The 19,859-nt window shown below is 24.3% G+C and carries 16 protein-coding genes; 9 read left to right on the forward strand and 7 right to left on the reverse strand.

Annotation, left to right across the window (positions count from 1 at the left end; translation table 11 throughout):
* Window positions 1-47 precede the first annotated feature (47 nt).
* From dcm to AACT_RS05405, 3 genes are all read left to right on the forward strand, one after another.
* The gene (dcm, locus tag AACT_RS05395; RefSeq protein ID WP_172125672.1) at window positions 48-2,024 is read left to right on the forward strand and encodes a DNA (cytosine-5-)-methyltransferase; all 1,977 of its coding nucleotides are present in this window, start codon (window positions 48-50) and stop codon (window positions 2,022-2,024) included.
* A gap of 112 nt (window positions 2,025-2,136) precedes the next feature.
* Window positions 2,137-2,322, forward strand: a complete 186-nt coding sequence (locus AACT_RS05400; RefSeq protein ID WP_172125674.1) for a hypothetical protein — start codon at window positions 2,137-2,139, stop codon at window positions 2,320-2,322.
* 465 nt (window positions 2,323-2,787) lie between these two features.
* Entirely contained in the window at window positions 2,788-3,804 is a 1,017-nt protein-coding gene (locus AACT_RS05405; protein ID WP_172125676.1) for an ArdC family protein, read from the forward strand.
* Between the two features lie 114 nt (window positions 3,805-3,918).
* Here AACT_RS05405 and AACT_RS05410 read toward each other — a convergent pair whose 3' ends face one another.
* Both AACT_RS05410 and AACT_RS05415 read right to left on the reverse strand, forming a co-directional pair.
* Window positions 3,919-4,638 (reverse strand): hypothetical protein, encoded by a 720-nt coding sequence (locus AACT_RS05410; RefSeq protein ID WP_172125678.1) that lies wholly within the window; start codon window positions 4,636-4,638, stop codon window positions 3,919-3,921.
* Window positions 4,638-5,378 (reverse strand): hypothetical protein, encoded by a 741-nt coding sequence (locus AACT_RS05415; protein WP_172125680.1) that lies wholly within the window; start codon window positions 5,376-5,378, stop codon window positions 4,638-4,640. Before AACT_RS05415 ends, AACT_RS05410 begins: the two co-directional genes overlap by 1 nt.
* A gap of 348 nt (window positions 5,379-5,726) precedes the next feature.
* Here AACT_RS05415 and AACT_RS05420 point away from each other — a divergent pair, with 348 nt between their 5' ends.
* Entirely contained in the window at window positions 5,727-6,641 is a 915-nt protein-coding gene (locus AACT_RS05420; protein WP_172125682.1) for a rolling circle replication-associated protein, read from the forward strand.
* Between the two features lie 14 nt (window positions 6,642-6,655).
* On the opposite strand, the gene AACT_RS05425 is transcribed toward AACT_RS05420, so the two are convergent.
* Complete coding sequence (locus AACT_RS05425; protein WP_172125684.1) at window positions 6,656-6,934, reverse strand: hypothetical protein; 279 nt, start codon at window positions 6,932-6,934, stop codon at window positions 6,656-6,658.
* A gap of 320 nt (window positions 6,935-7,254) precedes the next feature.
* Between AACT_RS05425 and AACT_RS05430 the strand changes: the two genes are divergently transcribed.
* The 5 genes from AACT_RS05430 to AACT_RS05450 are packed head-to-tail and all read left to right on the forward strand — an operon-like array spanning window position 7,255 to window position 16,810.
* A complete protein-coding gene (locus tag AACT_RS05430; protein ID WP_172125686.1) occupies window positions 7,255-10,446 on the forward strand; it encodes a helicase-related protein in 3,192 nt (1,063 codons plus the stop codon).
* A 17-nt stretch (window positions 10,447-10,463) separates the two neighbouring features.
* Window positions 10,464-11,054 carry a hypothetical protein gene (locus AACT_RS05435; RefSeq protein WP_172125688.1) on the forward strand — a complete coding sequence of 197 codons (591 nt, stop codon included), beginning with the start codon at window positions 10,464-10,466 and terminating at the stop codon, window positions 11,052-11,054.
* A gap of 10 nt (window positions 11,055-11,064) precedes the next feature.
* A complete protein-coding gene (locus tag AACT_RS05440; RefSeq protein WP_172125690.1) occupies window positions 11,065-11,796 on the forward strand; it encodes a DUF4391 domain-containing protein in 732 nt (243 codons plus the stop codon).
* Window positions 11,793-13,793, forward strand: a complete 2,001-nt coding sequence (locus AACT_RS05445; RefSeq protein WP_172125692.1) for a site-specific DNA-methyltransferase — start codon at window positions 11,793-11,795, stop codon at window positions 13,791-13,793. The genes AACT_RS05440 and AACT_RS05445 overlap by 4 nt, the downstream gene beginning before the upstream one ends.
* 2 nt (window positions 13,794-13,795) lie before the next feature.
* Window positions 13,796-16,810: a type III restriction-modification system endonuclease gene (locus AACT_RS05450; protein WP_172125694.1), complete on the forward strand. Its 3,015-nt coding sequence runs from the start codon at window positions 13,796-13,798 to the stop codon at window positions 16,808-16,810.
* A gap of 37 nt (window positions 16,811-16,847) precedes the next feature.
* Here AACT_RS05450 and AACT_RS05455 read toward each other — a convergent pair whose 3' ends face one another.
* The 4 genes from AACT_RS05455 to AACT_RS05470 form a co-directional block, all read right to left on the reverse strand.
* Window positions 16,848-18,380, reverse strand: a complete 1,533-nt coding sequence (locus tag AACT_RS05455; protein ID WP_172125696.1) for a tyrosine-type recombinase/integrase — start codon at window positions 18,378-18,380, stop codon at window positions 16,848-16,850.
* Between the two features lie 132 nt (window positions 18,381-18,512).
* Window positions 18,513-19,298 carry an exodeoxyribonuclease III gene (locus tag AACT_RS05460; RefSeq protein ID WP_172125698.1) on the reverse strand — a complete coding sequence of 262 codons (786 nt, stop codon included), beginning with the start codon at window positions 19,296-19,298 and terminating at the stop codon, window positions 18,513-18,515.
* Entirely contained in the window at window positions 19,298-19,555 is a 258-nt protein-coding gene (locus AACT_RS05465) for a hypothetical protein (RefSeq protein WP_172125700.1), read from the reverse strand. The genes AACT_RS05460 and AACT_RS05465 overlap by 1 nt, the downstream gene beginning before the upstream one ends.
* The gene (locus AACT_RS05470) at window positions 19,552-19,809 is read right to left on the reverse strand and encodes a CBU_0592 family membrane protein (protein WP_172125702.1); all 258 of its coding nucleotides are present in this window, start codon (window positions 19,807-19,809) and stop codon (window positions 19,552-19,554) included. The genes AACT_RS05465 and AACT_RS05470 overlap by 4 nt, the downstream gene beginning before the upstream one ends.
* Between the last annotated feature and the right edge of the window lie 50 nt (window positions 19,810-19,859).

The raw sequence follows: 19,859 nt of genomic DNA on the forward strand, positions 1-19,859 counted from the left end.
TTGTTTTAATTCCTATACAAAAACCAAAAAAAAGAAGGAAAAACAACATGCAAAATGCACAAATTAACATCGTAGAATTAGTAAAAAACACAAGAAAGTTATTCTCTTATTCAGGTTCAAAAGAACAATTTATCAATCACTTCAAAGAAGAGTTTGAAAAAAATAGTAGTGAGAAAATTGAAGTTGAAACATATATTGAAGGATTCACAGGTTCATTAGCGTCATTGATAATCATCTTACAATATGTAAGTCCTAAAAAAGTTGTTTTAAATGACCTAAATAAAAGACTAATCAATTTATATAAATGGATTCAAAAAGATCCTGAAAAAGTTTGGGGTAATTATGAGAAATTAGAAAATAAATATCAATCATTAGTTGGTGATTTTCAAAAAACAAGAGTTTATCCAAAAGATAAAAGAAAAGATATTGAAAATTGTGAGAAGTTCTATAAACATATCAGAAAACATATGAATAAAGATAATTTCAATGATGTTAATGCCGCTTGTGTTTTATTTGTATTAAATCACCAATTTAATGGTTTATACAATGAAAATAAAAAAGGTGAGTTCAATGTTTCATTTAATTGGTCTACATTAGATGTAAATACTCAAAAAATCAAAGAGAATATCTTTAAATTAAGTGAATTATTCAACTCACAAATTGAGTTTGTATTTGAAACATTAGATATTGATAGTTTAATCTCAAAATACAATGACCACGATACATTTATTTATTTAGACCCACCATATATCAACACAGATATTCAATACAACAAAAAAAGATTTAAACAAGAGAACTGTTTTACAAAAACTTCAACACATATAAAAATGTTAAATTCTTGTGAAAAATACAAATATGTTATGTATTCAAACAATGACCATCAAGATTTCCAAGATTACTTTAAATCTTACACTAACTTTTCAAGAAAACATTCAATTTCAAATTCAAAATCTTCTAAATCAAAATTAGAGATTTTATCATTAAGAGTAAATACTCCTGTTAATAATGTTGATTATGTTCATGAAAATGAAGATTACTCAATTTCTATTGGAACAAGTTTTTCAGGAATGGATTGTCCTACTTACTCTTTAAGAAAATTAGGTGTTAATCATACAAATGAGTTTGTTATTGACTTTGATAAATGGTGTAGACAAACTTTAATTAAAAACTCTAATCCAAAACAAGTCTTTGGTGATATTACAAAAGTAAATACAAATGAATTAAATTCTTGTGATTTATATGTTTGGGGAAGTAATTGTCAAGATTTTAGTCTTTCAAACAACAATAGACAAGGTTTAAATGGTGAAAAATCAAAACTATTCTTTGAAGGATTTAGAATATTAAAAGACCTACAACCAAAATACTCAATTTGGGAAAATGTTGGTGGAGTTACAAGTTCTAATGGTGGTAAAGACTTTGAATGTATTTTAGAAAAATTTGAAAGTCTTGGAAACTATGATATTCAATATAAAAAAATTAATCCTGTTGAACTTGGTGGAAATACTACAAGAGTTAGAATGTTTGTTGTTTTAATTAGAAAAGATATTGGAATTAAATTTAATTTCCCTAAAAAAACAATTACTACAAAATCAATCAAAGATTGTTTAATTGAAGATAACTACAAATACCTTGATAAAAGTGAATATATCCCTTGGGATAGACCAATTGAAAAACAAAGAGGTTACTTAAAAAAAGACTTCAAATATTTAGGAACAAAAAGAGAATCAGACCAAAGAGTATTTAATATCAACTATTCTTGTCCTACTATATTAACAAGTGGATTAGTTTTAATAAATGACGGTATTGGAGTTAGATATCTATCACCACTAGAACTTAAAAAAATACAAGGGTTTGAAGAAGATATGGATATGTCTCACTTATCAAATTCTCAAATTAAAAAACAACTTGGAAATACAATGGAAGTTGAAACTATGAAAAAACTTCTTGGTGAAATAGTAAGAATTGACAAACTTCACATATTTAAACAAAAAAATCAAAAAGTTAAAGAAACATTAGTTTCTTGAACCTTTTATTAAGTCTTCAATATGAGGACTTATAGAGGGTTTAAGTGTCTTTTATGACAAAGGATTTGTTCATTATAAATGAACTTCAATATAAAACGACAAGGAGTCAAATATGTCAAAAATTAAAAATAAAATAGATAAAGAAATAAAAAAAGTTGAAGAATCAGTAATGAGTGATTTTAAGAACAAAACAAACCATATAGATACAAATAAGGTTCAATTTTCATTTACCACACAATTAGATAATAAAGTATTTGAATTTTTTAATTTAAATACTAAGTTTTTTTCAACTCTATAAAACTTTATAAACTACCAAGGTTTAGTATTAAGAGAGTTTAGTAATAGTGGTTATACAGATTTTATAGATTTTTGTAAAAATAGTGTTAAAAGTGAAAATCAACTTTGTGATAATCTTTACACAAATGAAAAAAACAAGGTTTATTTCAGAAATTATTATGACCATATCATTTTTTACTTCACAACAGAGTATGGAGATTGTGAAAATGATTACATTAACTATGGAACAATAAAAACTGGAAATTATCTATTACATTTTTCAAATGGTTATATATTTATTGAAAATACTCAATTAAATCAACAATATATCTATTATATGGATTAAAATGAGAGATATTGAAAAATTAACTAATAAAAACTACTGAAAAACTTTATTACATAAAAAAATCTTTCCAATCTTTATAATCTAAATATGAAGGAATAATTCAAAATTTCCTTCTATTTAATTATAAAGGAAAAATATAATATGGAAAATACTAATAATACTCCACAAACTAATACAAATGCTAATAATCAAATAAAAAGAACAACTGTCAAAGAAAAATACAATCAAGTAGTTGAAAACTTTATTTCAAAGTTAGAAAAAAATGACACTGAACCTTGGACAAAATCTTGGGTTATGAATGTAAGTCTTCCTAGGAACTTTGAGAGTGGAAATTCTTATTCAGGAATGAATATACTAACACTACTTGATAGAGGTTTTACTGACAGTAGATTTTTAACTATGAATCAAGTAAATAATTTAGGTGGTAAAGTTATCAAAGGTGAAAAATCAACTCCAATCTTTTTTATGAAACCTATGGAAAAAGAAGTTGAAGATGAAACAACAGGTGAAAAGAGAATTGAGAAATATTTTATAATGCAATCATACAATGTATTTAATATTACTCAAACTCAAGGTATTAAATATGAACCAGAGATAAAAAACAATATTCCAAATTCAAATATTCAACATTTTATAGATAGTTTTAATATAAATACTTACAGAGGAGAACCTGCATACTCTCCAAATGATGATTGTATCTTTATGCCACACTATCAGGACTTTGAATCTGAAAATGAATTTTACTCTACTTATATGCATGAATTAACCCATTATACTGGACATTCTACTAGATTAGATAGATTTGAAAAACATACTGTATTTGGTGATGAAAGATACGCATTTGAAGAATTAATTGCAGAACTTGGAAGTGCATTTTTAAGTTTAGAACATGGCATTAAACCTAATTCAAAAAAACAAGCTAGTTATTTAAACTCTTGGATAACAGCATTAAAAGAAAGACCAAATATTCTGTATTCTGCAGCATCACATGCAACTAAATCAACTAATTACCTAATGAATAATTATCATTTAAAGCAACAAATAAAAAATCAGCATAATAACAATCTTCAAAATCCTCAAACTATGCAAAATAATCAAGTGGTAAATAATACAATTCAAAATAAACCAAAGAAAAATTTCTCCCCAAAAGTTGGGTAGGAGATTTATTTTAAATCTAAAATAAATATTAGAAAATATTTAAAAAAATTAGCAGAAATAGAAGGTATTGAATAAAAATTCAATATCTTTCTATAGCCACCTATCATATTAATTTTAAATACTTGGTTTGGGTGGTTTTGGAGGAAATTTATTCCCTGGGGAATAATCAACTTTTAAATCTTCCATTTCTGCACTATCACCAATAAATGAATAATCACCACTAGAACCATCATCCGTTACCTTTTCAAAAGACAAAGATTCAAGATTTGAGATTCTTTCTTCAAAATCTTTAGCCATTTTTTTACCCTCTTTACTTCTATCAGTATTCTCATTTACAAATTTTGTAATATTTCCTATTTTAGTAGTAATATCTTCTGAAAAGGTTTCATATTTACTTTTAATAGTAGAAATAGTTTCATCCATAGTTTTTAATCTTTGCTTATCAACAGTTTCTTTATTTAACAATGAAGATAATAAAAATTCATATTTATTTTTTTTACCTTCAACTACTTTTTTAAGTGATATAAACTCACTTTTAGAAAGTGTTTCATCAACTTTAAACTCAAATACAATGTCTTCTCCAAAGGCTTCAAATGATTCTTCAATTTCTTGTTTAAAATTATCTTTATCTTTTTTAATATCATTTCTAACTTCACTTAAAAATTTATTTTTTTCTATATTAAACATTGAATCAATTTTTTCATTTAAAGATTTAATATCATTTTGAAGTTTTAAATTGTTTGATTTTAGTTTTTCTACTAATTGATTGTAATAATAAATACCTGCTAGTAAAGTAATTGATGATATAGCAGAAAATATTTGTAATTTATCCATTAATCATTTCTCCTTCTAATCTTTTCAAGTTTTTTAATAGCCTTTTCTGTATGACCTTTTTCAAGGTCTTTTTCTAAAAGAAGTATAAACTTATCAAGTTTGTCATTTAATCCTTTATATTTATCAATCTCATCAAATAGCTTATCTTTTAAATAAACTGTTGAAGATTTGGATTTTTTTATTTTTTCTTCTTGTTTTTTATGAAGAACTTTTTCTTTTATGTTCCATCCAGAAAGGTTATATAAAATATTTGTGTATTTGAATTTATATATATTTATATATTCTAAACTTACTATTTTTTTATGGTTCTCATCAAAACTATATTTAGGAAATATTTTTGGAAATAAAAAATGCACATGGGGATTACTTTCTTTATAATGAGCTACATAAGGAATTGACCTAACTATTCTTTCTATATCATTATCATCAAGATTAAGTTTTTCAAGTGTTGATATTTTTCTAATCCAAAGGTGAAGTTTTTCCAATGCTTTTTTTATAAAATCATTTTTACTTGTTCCAGCAGGAAATGATAGAACAATTGATAAAGGTTTAGGTCTATGTCCTTTTTTAAACTCTTGGGTTTGTTTCCAAATATTAGATTCACTTAATAGGTAGTTTGTTTTTTCCAATACATCATTATGGATAATATCTTGGTTCTTATGTTTATCTTCATTTAGCAAATATACTATATATTTATCTATATCTTTGATTGATTTTATCAAACAGGTATTTGTAGTCATATTTTTATGCTCCTAAATAATACCTATTATAAATATTTAATTCATTTTTATAAAAACCAGAAAATAAAATTAGCAAAAAAATCTAAACAAAAACTTTACTACCATTAAATCACTCTTTTAAGGTCAAGAAGGAAGTTTAAAGGTATTTAAACATTCCTCTTGCCAAAGGGGAGAACCAAGTTCCCCCTTGTGGTATCCCCCTTTATTTTATTTTTAATATTAAATTTCCTTTCAACTTAATTTCAAACTTTGATTCATTATATAGATTTTTTTAAATAAAAAAACTGTTTTTTATTTTTTAATTCATTGCATAATCAATCCTAAAAACAATTTCAAAGGATTAAATTAATGAATACAAGATTTTTAACTAATACAACTAAAAAACATCAAAACTTTATTGATAAGATAAAATCAAACAATAAAAAAGTAATAGCTCAATATTTAGCTTTATATACAGAGAATGCACATTTAAAGAAGTGTTTAATTACATTAACTCCATATGATGGAAAATTATCAACAGTATTAAAAATTAGAAGAGAGTTTTTTAAACTATTAAATAGATACAAAAGAAATAAAAACAATGGTGATTTAGGTATTAAATATTTTTCAAATATTGAATTTACAAAAACATCTCAACCACATTTGCATATTCAACTTTTTTATTCAAATTTAAATCCAATAAAAAAAGCCTATGAAGCAGTTTTATGTAAGAACTACAAAAATGACCAATCTAATTCATTATCACTTGCAAAAGACAATAGTAAAAACTTCAATTATGTAATTAAAGACTATATTAACTTTGATTTACAATTAGAACAATTCAAGCATCATTTTAGGAATGTTAATTTTACAACATCATCTCAAAAGAGTATTAGTAATTCAATAGTTAAATATATTTATAAAAACTATAAGTTTAAAACTAAAAACAGATACAAAGAAATATTATCTGCCATTCATAATAAAACTATAATAATTTCAAAAGATAGAAAAGATTCTGTTTATATTAAATCTCATATTCAAAGAAATACTACTAATTCAAAATCTATTAAACTTATTACAAAGGAGAAGGTTGGAGTTAATTATGTTTATTTATTTGAGGAGGTTGATGTTAGGGTTAAGGTTAAATCTAAATATAAAAATAGCAATAAATCTAAAAAGAAATTAGATTGTAGGTTTGGATACAGGATTAAGATAAAAAGGGTTAAGAGAACTAAAAAGAGCAAAGTGTGGGCATTTAAGATTAAAGGATTAAATAGGAGTTGAAATTTTGCTAAATACTATGTTAGTTTAACTATTTCATTTTTATATTTACTAATAATACATGGTTCTTTAAAACCTTTTTTTTTCAGAGATAGTTCTTCTTCATTTGTAATTTGATAAATACAAATTTCATCCCAATAAACATCCTCTTCAATTTCATAGTATGCAATTAAAGTATTTAATGAATCTTCTAAGTCTACATTTTTTAATGCTGTTAAATCTTTGAATAAGACAGTAAATTTATATTGCTTGTGATCTTCTAAAATGGTTATTTTTTTTAATTGTGATATATTCATATTTTTAAATAAACTCTTTACTTTTAATAAACTGATTCTATCTATTTCAGTATCAAAAAAAGATTAAGTTTTGATTTTTATAGTCTAAGAAACCTATATTGGACTATTTATAAAAATATTAACTAATATTAGTGTTATTTTGACAATTTGCTATTGGAAAGTATATCTGTTTTTGCAAATATCAAAAAAGAATCAACATACTTAAATAGTGTGAAGTAATTTTTAAGTTTTCAAATTGTTATGAAATAATTTAGAATTATATTTTTTATTTTGCTAAATTTTAGTATTATAAAAACTATTATTTAAAAGTTTGGGGAAAAATGTTAATTGACAATAAAAAGAATAATAAAGTAGGCGAAGTATTAAAAGAACATATTTCTAATAATAGTAAGTTATCTATCATTTCAGGGTATTTCACTCTTCAAGGATATAAACATTTACAAAAAGAACTTAATAAAATAGATGAAATAAGACTTCTAATTAGTTCTAATACTTTTAAAAACAATCTAAATCTTTTAACTTCTACAAAAGAAGAATTAAAATTAAAGAATAAACTTCAACAAGAAAAAATAGCCAAAGAGTGTTATGAGTGGTTAAAGAATAAATCTCAAATTAGAGAATCAAAAATCAATAATTCTATACCATTTACTTTATATCATACAAAAAATCAAGGAGAGAATGATTTTGTAATTCAAGGAACTTCAAATTTCTCTTCTGATGGATTAGGTTATACTCATTCAAATACTTTTTCAATGAATACTGGAATAAGTGATTATGAAACTACAAAAGAGTTTTTAAATACATTTAATGAGTTATGGAATAATCCTACATTAGTATCTGATATAAAAGAAAAAGTTCTAAATAATTTAGAAGAAATATTTAAAGATAAATCACCTAATCTTTTATATTTTATAACTTTATATAATATCTTTAAAGATTTTATTGGTGAGTTAGATGAAGAAGAGATAATTAAAACTAAAACTGGTTTCAAAGACACTATTGTTTGGAATAAACTTTATAACTTTCAAAAAGATGGTGTTCTTGGTTCTATTGATAAACTTGAAAAATATAATGGTTGTATTATTGCTGATTCTGTTGGACTTGGTAAAACTTTTGAAGCATTAGCAGTTATTAAATATTATGAATTAAGAAATGATAGAGTTTTAGTTTTATGTCCTAAAAAATTAAGAGAGAATTGGACTTTATATACTATCAATGATAGAAGGAATATATTATCAGAAGATAGATTTAATTATGATGTACTTAATCATACAGATTTAACAAGAGAAAAAGGTTACAGTGGAGAAATCAATTTATCTACTTTAAATTGGGAAAATTATGATTTAATTGTAATAGATGAATCTCATAATTTTAGAAACACTTCAACTAACAAAAAAAAGAATAAATCAAGATATGAAAAACTTTTAGAAGATGTTCTTAAAAAAGGTGTTAAAACAAAAGTTTTAATGTTAAGTGCTACGCCTGTAAATAATAGATTGAATGACTTAAAAAATCAACTTCAATTTATTACAGAAGGTAATGATAACTCATTTAGAGATTTTGGTATTAATTCAATTGAAATGACTTTGAGAAGAGCACAAAATAAATTTAATAAATGGTTGGATTTAAGTGATGAAAAAAGAAATACAAAATCATTATTAGATAGTTTGGATTTTGACTATTTTAAACTACTTGATTTAATTACAATCGCAAGAAGTAGAAAACATATTCAAAAGTATTACAATACAAAAGATATAGGTGAATTTCCTACAAGATTAAAACCTATAAATATTAAATCTGATATAGATACAGAAGATAAGTTTCCACCATTAAGTGAGATAAATAAAACTATTAGAAAAATGACTTTGTGTGCTTATTCTCCATTAAGATATGTATTACCTCACAAACAACAAGAGTATGAAGATAAGTATGACACTATCACTTCAAAAGGTAGATTTAGACAAGTAGATAGGGAAAATTCTATTATTCATTTAATGAGAGTAAATTTATTAAAAAGAATGGAAAGTTCTATTAATTCATTTACTTTAACAGTTCAAAAAGTATTAAATAAGAATTTAGAATTATTAGAACATATCAATACTCAAAGAGAAGATATTTTAGAAGAAATGAGTATTGTTGATATTGATATTGAAAGTGATGAATTTGCTGATAAACTTATTGGTAATAATGTAAAAGTTTTAATATCTGATATTGATATTATTAAATGGAAACAAGATATTAATAATGATATTGAGAAACTTGAAGAGTTATTAGAATACTCAATACAAGTTAATACTCAAAGAGATAAAAAACTTTTAACTCTAAAAGAGAATATTCAACATAAAATTCAAAATCCTTTAAATGAAAACAATAAGAAAGTAATCATATTTACTGCTTTTGCTGATACGGCACAATATCTATATGATAATATCTCACAATGGGGAAAAGGATTAGGAGTTGAAAGTTGCTTAATAACTGGTAGTGGAATTAATCAATCAACACTATTTCCAAAAGAGAGAGATTTAAATACTTTACTTACACACTTTTCACCTATATCAAAAGATAGAGGGAAAATTGATCCTTCTCAAACAAAAGAGATTGATATATTAATCGCTACTGATTGTATTAGTGAAGGACAAAACTTACAAGATTGTGATTATTTAGTAAATTATGATATTCATTGGAATCCAGTTAGAATTATTCAAAGATTTGGTAGGGTAGATAGATTAGGAAGTAAAAATAAATATATTCAGTTAGTTAATTTTTGGGCAAATATGGAACTTGATGAATATATTAATCTTGAAAGTAGAGTTAGTGGTAGAATGGTATTACTTGATGTATCTGCTACTGGTGAAGAGAATGTTATTGATACTTCTAATAAAGAGATGAATGATTTATCATATAGGTCAAAACAATTAAAAGAACTTCAAAATCAAGTTGTAGATTTAGAAGATGTTAATGGTGGTATATCAATTACAGATTTAACATTAAATGATTTTAGAATGGATTTATCTAATTATATGAAAGAACACTCTTCATTACTTGAAAGAACTCCAAGTGGTATATATTCAATTGTATTAAATGACAATAGTGAATTTATAGAGCAGTTTGGGAAAGGTGTAATTTTTTGTATAAAAATGTTAGGAGAGATTGACAACACTAACAATGATAAATTTTCATTAGAACCATACTATTTAGTATTCATTGATGAAAAAGGAGACATTAAGTTGGACTTTTCAAATGCTAAACTTATATTAGATTTTATGAAGAAAATGAGTTTAGGTAATGATGAACCAAATATTGAATTATTTGATAATTTTAGAAGTGAAACAAAAAATGGTAATGATATGGAACATTATATAGATTGTTTAAATACTGCTATTGAAAGTATTGTAGGTAAAAAAGAAGAAAAAGGTTTATCTACACTATTTAGTCGTGGTGGAACAAATATATCAACAAATAACACACCTAAACAAGAGTTTGAATTAATATCTTATATGATAGTTAAATAATTAAAAAGGAACACATTATGATGATTAACTCATTAATAAACAACAAATATTTTAACAATACTGAAATAAAAGAAATTTGTAATTATTCAAAATCTGAAATAATAGAAATATTTGAAAAAGAGTCAGATTATATAATTGCTATTGATGAAGGAGAAGTTGAATATGTTTATATCTATAATATAATTCATTCAGAAACTCTCTTGATAAAATGGTTTTATAAAAATATATTAGAAGTAGATATACATAATATTGATTTAAACAAATTTAAGTTTAATAAAGTAATTGTTCAATCACCTCAATCTAAATTAAATGGTGATAAAGATAGTAAAGATAATAAAATTGAGACTTCATATCTTTCGTACAATTTACCATTATGTAATTTAGAAATATTTTTAAATGAATCTAGTGATGAAACAAAACAATTATTTAATTTTGAAACATTATATATACATTCAGAAGGTATCAGTAAAAAGGAACCCGAAACAATAGATTTTAATGATGAAAAGTTTTTTGAGATTTATTCAAATTCAGAATTGTCAATAAAAAAATCATTTGGAGAAGATCTTTTTAATTTTATTCAATTTCATTATAAAAAACAAATAATATAAAGTGAAAATAATGGAAGATTTTTTTAATTCTTTATCAATCCCTGAAAGTTGTTTTGTAGGGAAAAAACTTGACAAAAAAGAGTTCAATGATAATTTTTCTTTGAATGTAAATGAGAGAAAAGTTTTATCTCAATATATAAATAGGATAGAATTATCTAATCTTTTAAATAGTAATACTATTAATATTAATCCATATATTGATGAGGTTAAGGATTATAGTGAAATTGCTATTATTCAAGTAAAAATATCTAATAAAGATAAACTAAAATCTATAAATGAGATTATTCAACAAATACCATATCCATTAATTGTTTTTTATACTTATGAAGAAGAGTTATGTTTATGTTTATCTCCCAAAAGAATTAATAAATCAGATAGTTCAAAATTAGTAGTTGAGGAAGTACATTTTTCTAAATGGTTAGATTTTAATAGTCTTAATGAAATTGATAAAAGATTTTTAGAAAATTTGAATATCAATAATCACCCATTTACGGATTCTTTATCTTTTTACGATAGTTATTTAGATAAACTTATTGCTTTTAATGCCTCTAAATATAGTGGAACATTAGAGGTTTCTACTAATACAAAACAATTATTAGAAGAGATTCAACTTTTAGAAACTCAAATTACAGAACAAAAAAATAAGATAAAAAAAGAACCAAATTTTAATGATAAAGTACCATTACAAATTGAATTAAAAAATATGAATGATAAATTGAAAGGATTGAAGGAAAAACTATGACAAAATTAGACGGAAAAAGTATGGATATAGTTAGTGATAATATAGAGAAATTAAAAGAGATATTTCCTGAAGTATTTAGTGAAGGAAAACTTCAATTTGAAAAACTTGAAGAAGAATTAGGTAAATTTTCAGACAAGGAAAATGAAAGATATAACTTCACATGGAATGGTAAAAGTGAATCAAAAAAAATTGCTTTAACACCTTCAACTGGAACTCTTCGTCCTTGTGAAGAAGAGAGTAAGAACTTTGATACTACTCAAAATTTATATATTGAAGGTGATAACCTTGAAGTATTAAAACTTCTTCAAAAGTCATATCATAAAAAAATAAAAATGATTTATATTGATCCACCATACAATACTGGTAAAGATTTTGTATATAAAGATAACTTTAAAGATAATATTCAAAACTATTTGGAACAAACTGGACAAGTTGATAGTGAAGGAAATAAATTGTCAACTAATAGTGAAACAAGTGGTAGATATCATAGTGATTGGTTGAATATGATATATCCAAGATTAAAATTAGCGAGAAATCTACTTAAAGACGATGGAGTAATATTTATTTCTATTGATGATAATGAAGTAACAAATTTAAGAAAAGTTTGTGATGAAATTTTTGGTGAAGATAATTTTATCTCGTTACTTTCAGTTGAGAACAATCCAAAAGGAAGAAAAAATTCAAAGTTTATTTCTGTAAGTAATGAATTTTGTTTAGTTTATTCGAAAAATAAAGAATATAGTTGCTTTATTGAAAATATTCCCAAAAATATCAAAGATATGAAAGAAGATGAGGACGGAAACTTTGTTCATAATAGTGGGAAAAGGGTTTTAGTTGGAAAAAATGATTTTAATAAAGTAGTTCAAAACTTTAATTCAGAAAAACATTACACTGTTTATTATAGTAAGACTTCAAGTGAAATAATATTTAAAAAAGAACAAAATATTGATATTGTTGATGATGGTTTAATAAAAAATGGATATATTAGGTATATATCTTTTAATGAAAATATGAATTTTGTTGAAAACACTTATACTCAATCTAAAATTAAATTATTGTTTGAAGACAATGCTTTAGAATTTAAAGATGATAAAATTTTTGAAAAAAATTTCAATAGTACAATTAGAATGAAAAGTTTAATTGTGAATAGAACATATGACGCATTGGTAAACAAAAAGAAAATTATTGACTACAAAATAGATGTAAAGACAACATCTGCTGGAACATATTTAAAAGATTTATTTCAGACAAAAGAATCATTGTTTACGGCACCTAAAAGTATCGGATTAATAGAACTATTCTTGACATTATTTGAAGAAAATGATTGTATAGTTCTTGACTTTTTTTCAGGTTCTGCGACTACTGCCCATTCAGTTATGAAACTAAATTCAGAAGATAATGGAAATAGAAAATTCATTTGTGTTCAATTACCCGAAGAGACGGATGAAAAAAGTGAAGCATATAAAAATGGATATAAAAACATTTGTGAAATTGGAAAAGAGAGAATCAGAAGAGCAGGTGAAAAAATTCTTGAAGAAAATAGTGATAAAGATTTATCAGAATTAGATATTGGATTTAAAGTATTAAAACTTGATTCTTCAAATATTAAAAAATGGGATAGTGATTTTGATAATGTTGAAAAAACACTTGAAGATATGGTAGATAATATTAAATCAGATAGAACAGAAGAAGATTTAGTATATGAAATACTTTTAAAATATGGACTTGATTTAACTCTTCCAATAGAAACTTTAAAAATAAATGATAAAACTATTTATAGTATTGGTTATGGTTCATTAGTTTGTTGTTTAGATAAAAATATTGATACAGATACAGTTGAAAAAATATCTGAATTAAAAACTAAATTTGAAGAAGATTATGGATTAGAAACAATTAGAGTTGTATTTAAAGATAGTAGTTTTAAAGATAGTATTGTTAAAACTAACTCTTTACAAATTCTAAAACAAAATGGTATTGAAGAAGTAGTGAGTATTTAATTATGAAAATACAATTTGAAAGTCAATTACAATACCAAAATGATGCCATTAACTCAATGGTTGATATATTTGAAGGACAAGAGATTTGTCAAAGTAACTTTACAGTATCAAGTTTAAATGATAACCTTTTTACTATGACAAATGATTTAGGTATAGGAAATAGATTAGAGTTATTAGAAGACGATATTCTATTAAATATTCAGAATATACAGTTAAGAAATGGATTACCTCAAACAAAATCAGTTAAAGATTTAAAAACAATGGATTTTTCAGTAGAAATGGAAACTGGTACTGGTAAAACTTATGTATATTTAAAAACTATGTTTGAAATGAATAGAAAATATGGATTTACAAAGTTTATTATTGTAGTTCCTTCAATTGCTATCAAAGAAGGTACTAATAAAACATTAGAGATTACAGAAGAACATTTTAAATCAATATTTGACAATGTAAAATATGATTACTTTGTATATGATAGTTCTAACTTAGAACAAGTAAGAGATTTTGCTACAAGTAGTGATATTAGAATTATGATTATAAACATTGACGCATTTAGAAAGAGTTTTACAGATATTACAAAAGAAAATACTGCTAATTTAATTCATAGAACTAATGATAGATTAAATGGAATGAAACCTATTGATTTTATCTCTTCTACTAATCCTATTGTTATTATAGATGAACCTCAAAGTGTAGATAGTACTCCAAAATCAAAAGAAGCGATTAAAACACTTAACCCTCTATGTAAATTAAGATATAGTGCTACTCATATTGATAAACATAATTTATTGTATAAATTAGATAGTATTGACGCATACGAACAAAAATTAGTTAAACAAATTGAAGTTGCTAATGTTAGAACTACTGATAATCAAAATCAAGCATATATCAAAGTAATGAAATTTAATAAAAAACCTATTAGTGTTGTATTAGAACTTGATGTAAATGATAAGGGTAAAATCAAAAGAACTACTAAAACTATTAAAGATGGTTCAATTCTTTATGATATTACTAAAAGAGATGTATATGAAGACTACAATGTAAATGATATTTATGTTGAAGAAGGGAATGAATATGTACAGTTCTCTAATGGAACAATATTAAGATTAAGTGAATCAATTGGTGATGTTGATGAAGATACTATTAAAAGATTACAAATAAGAAAAACTATTGAGGAACATTTAGATAAAGAAATGAAACTAAATCCAAGAGGGATAAAAGTTTTATCTTTATTCTTTATTGATAAAGTTTCAAATTATAGAGAATATGACGAAGAGGGTAATCCTATTAAAGGTAAATTCTCTATATGGTTTGAAGAGGAATATCAAAGAGTTATTAAATATCCTAAATATAAAAACCTATTTGAAGAACACCAAGATATAAATGTTGATGTTGAAAAAATTCATGACGGATATTTTTCACAAGATAAAAAAGGGAATTTTAAAGATAGTAGTGAAAATCCAAAGGGTGAATTAAAAGGTAATAAGGATGACGAAGACACTTTTAATAGAATTATGAAGAACAAAGAAAAACTTCTATCATTTGAAGATAATTTGAGATTTATATTCTCTCATAGTGCTTTAAAAGAGGGATGGGATAATCCCAATGTATTCCAAATTTGTACTTTAAAAGAGGGTACAAAATCTGAAATTAGAAGAAGACAAGAGATTGGTAGAGGTTTAAGAATTTGTGTTAATCAAGATGGGGAAAGAGTTTATGGATTTGATGTAAATACTCTTACAGTTATGGCAAATGAAACTTATGAACAATTCGCAGAAGGATTACAAAAAGAGATTGAAAAAGAAGAAGGTATTAAATTTGGAGTTATCCAAGAACATATATTTTCTAATATCACTTACAAAAATGAAAAAGGTGAGATTGTTTATTTAGGTGCTGATTCAAGTGAGAAATTAACTGAATATTTAAAAGAGAAAGAATATATAGATTCAAGAGGAAAAGTACAAGATTCTTTAAGAATGGACTTAAATAATAATACTTTTGAAGTACCCGAAGAATATATTGAATTGAAACCTCAAATTGTTAATGTAATTAAATCAATCGCTGGAAAACTTAATGTTAAAAACGCAGATGATAAAAAAGTTGTTAGAGTTAATAAACAAGTTTTATTAGGTGAAGATTTTAAAAACTTATGGAATAAAATTAAATTCAAAACTACTTACAGAGTTGATTTTAATGAAGAAGATTTAATTAAAGAATGTGTAAAACATATTCAAAATGAAGTATCAGTAACTAAGATTAAATACTTATATTCAAAAGCAAAAAATAAAATCACAAAAGTAGGTGTTGAAGTTGATGACGATACACTTATTAAAGACAAATATGTAGATAGTGAAATTATTGATTATAAACTACCTGATATTATCACTTATATTCAAAATGAAACTAACTTAACAAGAAAAGTAATTGTAGATATTTTAGTTAAGAGTGAAAAGTTAAATGACTTTAAAAACAATCCTCAAAAGTTTATAGAAAAGGTGGTTGAGATTATCAAAAAAACTATGAATATGTTTATAGTTGATGGTATTAAATATCAAAGATTAGGTGATGAATATTATTACGCACAAGAATCATTTGAAAATGAAGAATTAATTGGATATTTAAATAAAAATATGTATGAGAATTTAAAACATTCTGATATACAAAATGAATATAAAACACCATTTGAATATACTGTATATGATTCAGATATAGAATTAAAATTCGCCCAAGATTTTGATAGAAACCCTGATGTTAAATTATTTACTAAATTACCTAATTGGTTTAAAATCAATACACCATTAGGAACTTATAATCCTGATTGGGCTGTTTTAATAGAAAAAGATAATAGTGAGAAATTATATTTTGTAGTTGAGAGTAAAGGTGCTGATTTAGGACTTGATTTAAGAAATAGTGAGAGTGCGAAAATTGAATGTGGAAAAAGACATTTTAAAGCACTTGATACGGATGTAGAATTAAAACAAGCAAGTAGTTTAGGGAATTTAATGGAGAAGATTTAGTTCTTCTCCCTCTTATCATTTAAAATTAGTGAGATTATTAGATTTTTTCTAGCAGTTTATTTTTTAACTCATTTTCATTTAACGTCTCTAATACAAGTTTTACCATTTCATCATCTTCTTGACCTGATATAGCAAGAATGGATTTAATTAACTTTTGTTTTAAATCACTAATATTATCTTCTATTTTTATGCCATTATCAGTTATTTTTACTTCATTATTCTGTTTAAAACCTTTAAACAATTCATTTTGCCAAATTGATAAATCTTTTTTGTAGTCTTGATATGATAAGTTTAGGTATAACTCTGTTGTATCAACTTTATTATGGTCTAATAATTTCTTAATTTTATAAATATCAAAATCTGCTATTGCTAGATTTGTAGCAATACTACGACGAATAGTGTGGAAATTAACGCAAGAGTCCTTTCCATCTAATGTTCTTTTATTTACATTTTGATTAAATAATTCATCCATAATTTTGTATATGATTTTTGGTATGGCTGCTAATGGTGTATATATATCTTTTTGTCTTTTATAATATCTAACTAAATATTCGTCATCTTCATAATATTTTAATTTTTTTTCAAACCATTTGGCTGCATCATCTGATAGTGGGATTTTATACTTGTGATTATTTCTCTTATGATTTACTAATTCTATTGTTTTGGATTTTAAATCAATATCCTTTTTTCTTATTGTTAGAACAGTGCTACTTCTACCTGCTGTAATAACTGCTAAATAAACTGCTGTATAAATATTGTAATTAGGTGGGATTTTTATCTTTACTTCTTGATTATATCTCCAAATCTTTTTATATTGAACCTTATTATACTTTTTACACTCTTTTAATAATAACTCAATTTCTTCAGGGCTTAATATACGTGTTCTTTGTCTTTGTTGCCTTGGAATTCTAACCTTTTCAAACACATTGTCTATTGTTATATATTCATCTCTTCTAAATGAATTTATCATATTTTTTAAAGTTTGAATAATATTGTATTTTGTTGTATAACTTAATTCTTGATTTAATTCATTTTCAAAATAAGTAGTAATATCTTTTCTTTTTAACTCTTCATATTTTTTTATACCAATGGTTGAATTTCTGACATTTTTATCAAATATTAGATTCATTTTTTTTACTGAATATAACTTTTTTTGTATGATTTTATCATTACTAAATTGTTCTTCTGAAATACCAGCATAGGTTTCTTTTAATTGTCTATACTTTTTTGTATATCTTTTTTTATGCCAAACATCAAATAACTCATTAATTTTAAAATCATTCATTACAATACCTTCTTCAAGGTTTTCATTGTAATTACTTAAATTTTGAAAGTCTAATGAATTAAAAGTATTATCTTTCAATACAGTTTTTATTTTGCTGTCTTTTAAAATATTATCTTTGATTGATATAGCATTTTGTAGATTTTTATTATTATGCTCATTGCACTTTAATATTTTTTTTCTTTTTGAATGTTTTGCTGATGGTTCTCTATATGTAAAGTAATAAGTAATTCCATTTTTGTTTTCAACATAAGAAAAACCTTTTACTTCTGTTTTTATAAGTTTCATAAGTATAACTCCTAATAAGAAATTATACTTTTTTATTGATAAAAATATACTACAAGTATTTTTAAAATATACTACATTTTAATTTTTTTACTTTTTTACTGTAATTTAATTTTATTCATTTAATCTTATAAATTACACCTCTAAAATAAGAGAAATAGGGCAATGATCACTTCCAAATACTTCACTCATAATATAAGCATCTCTAACATTTTCTTTCAAATCCTCACTCACAAAAAAATAGTCAATCCTCCATCCAACATTATTCTCTCTTGCATTTGCTCTATATGACCACCACGAATAGTGTTCTGGTTCATCACCAATAACATGTCTTAGAGTATCTATGTAACCATGTGAAATGAATTTATCCATCCATTCTCTCTCCATTGGTAAAAATCCTGATGTTTTTTCATTTGCTTTTGGTCTTGCTAAATCGATTTCTTTGTGAGCTGTATTTACATCTCCACAAACGATGATTGATTTACCTTGTTTTTTCAAGTTTTCACAATGCTCTAAAAATCTATCATAAAATTCCATTTTATACGCAAGTCTTTCTTCTTTTGATTGACCATTTGGAAAATATACATTAAAAAATGCAATATCTTTATCTCCTAAAGTAAAATGAACTTCGTTTATTCTTCCCTCATCTAATACATCAACACTTGGGCAGTTACACTCAAATGTAGTTTCAATATCTGTAAAAAGAGCAGTTCCACTTCTTCCTTTGATTGCAGACGCACTTGCTGTCATAGTTTTGAACTCTTTTTCAAAAATAGTTGTTGGAATTTGCTCTTTCATTGATTTTGTTTCTTGAATTCCAAGAAGATGAATATCAGCTTCATCAACCCATTTTAGAGCCTCTTTTTTATCAACTGCTCTAATTCCATTTACGTTCCATGATATAAATTTATAAATTGCCATTATTTAGTAGTTTCCTTTTCTTCTATTTTTTTCTCTTCTTTGATTAACATTTTTGGAGCAACAGGTGCTGTTGGTTTATTAATTCCTATATTTCCAAGTGAGTTTAGATTTGTATTTGATAAAGAGTTTTTATTATTTAAAAGCACTTCGCTTTTTCCTCCATGCATATCTATTTGACCTGCTTTTTGAGTATTATAATTGTCTTGTGCAAATGAAATTGTTGTTAAAAAAATAAAACAAAGTATTAAAGTTTTCATTGTTCTTGCTCCTTCTTTTTTCTTTTTATATTTATAATTATTCCATATATTGTAATTATAATCCAAAATATCTCTATAATAAAAGAACCTAGATTAAAATGTACAAAAAGTGAAATTAAAAGTAAAATTGCACCAATTAAATTTAATAATTGGTATTGTAGTGAATTAATTGAATATTTATTTGTTTGAAGAAATAAGTAAGCTATTACTATAAAAATCATTCCCAAAAATCCAATCCATTGATAAATATCCATTTATTCCCTTTTTTAATTTGAGAGTATAACAATTTTTTTGATAATAAAGG

It is taken from the genome of Arcobacter acticola (assembly GCF_013177675.1).
GTDB lineage: Bacteria > Campylobacterota > Campylobacteria > Campylobacterales > Arcobacteraceae > Aliarcobacter > Aliarcobacter acticola.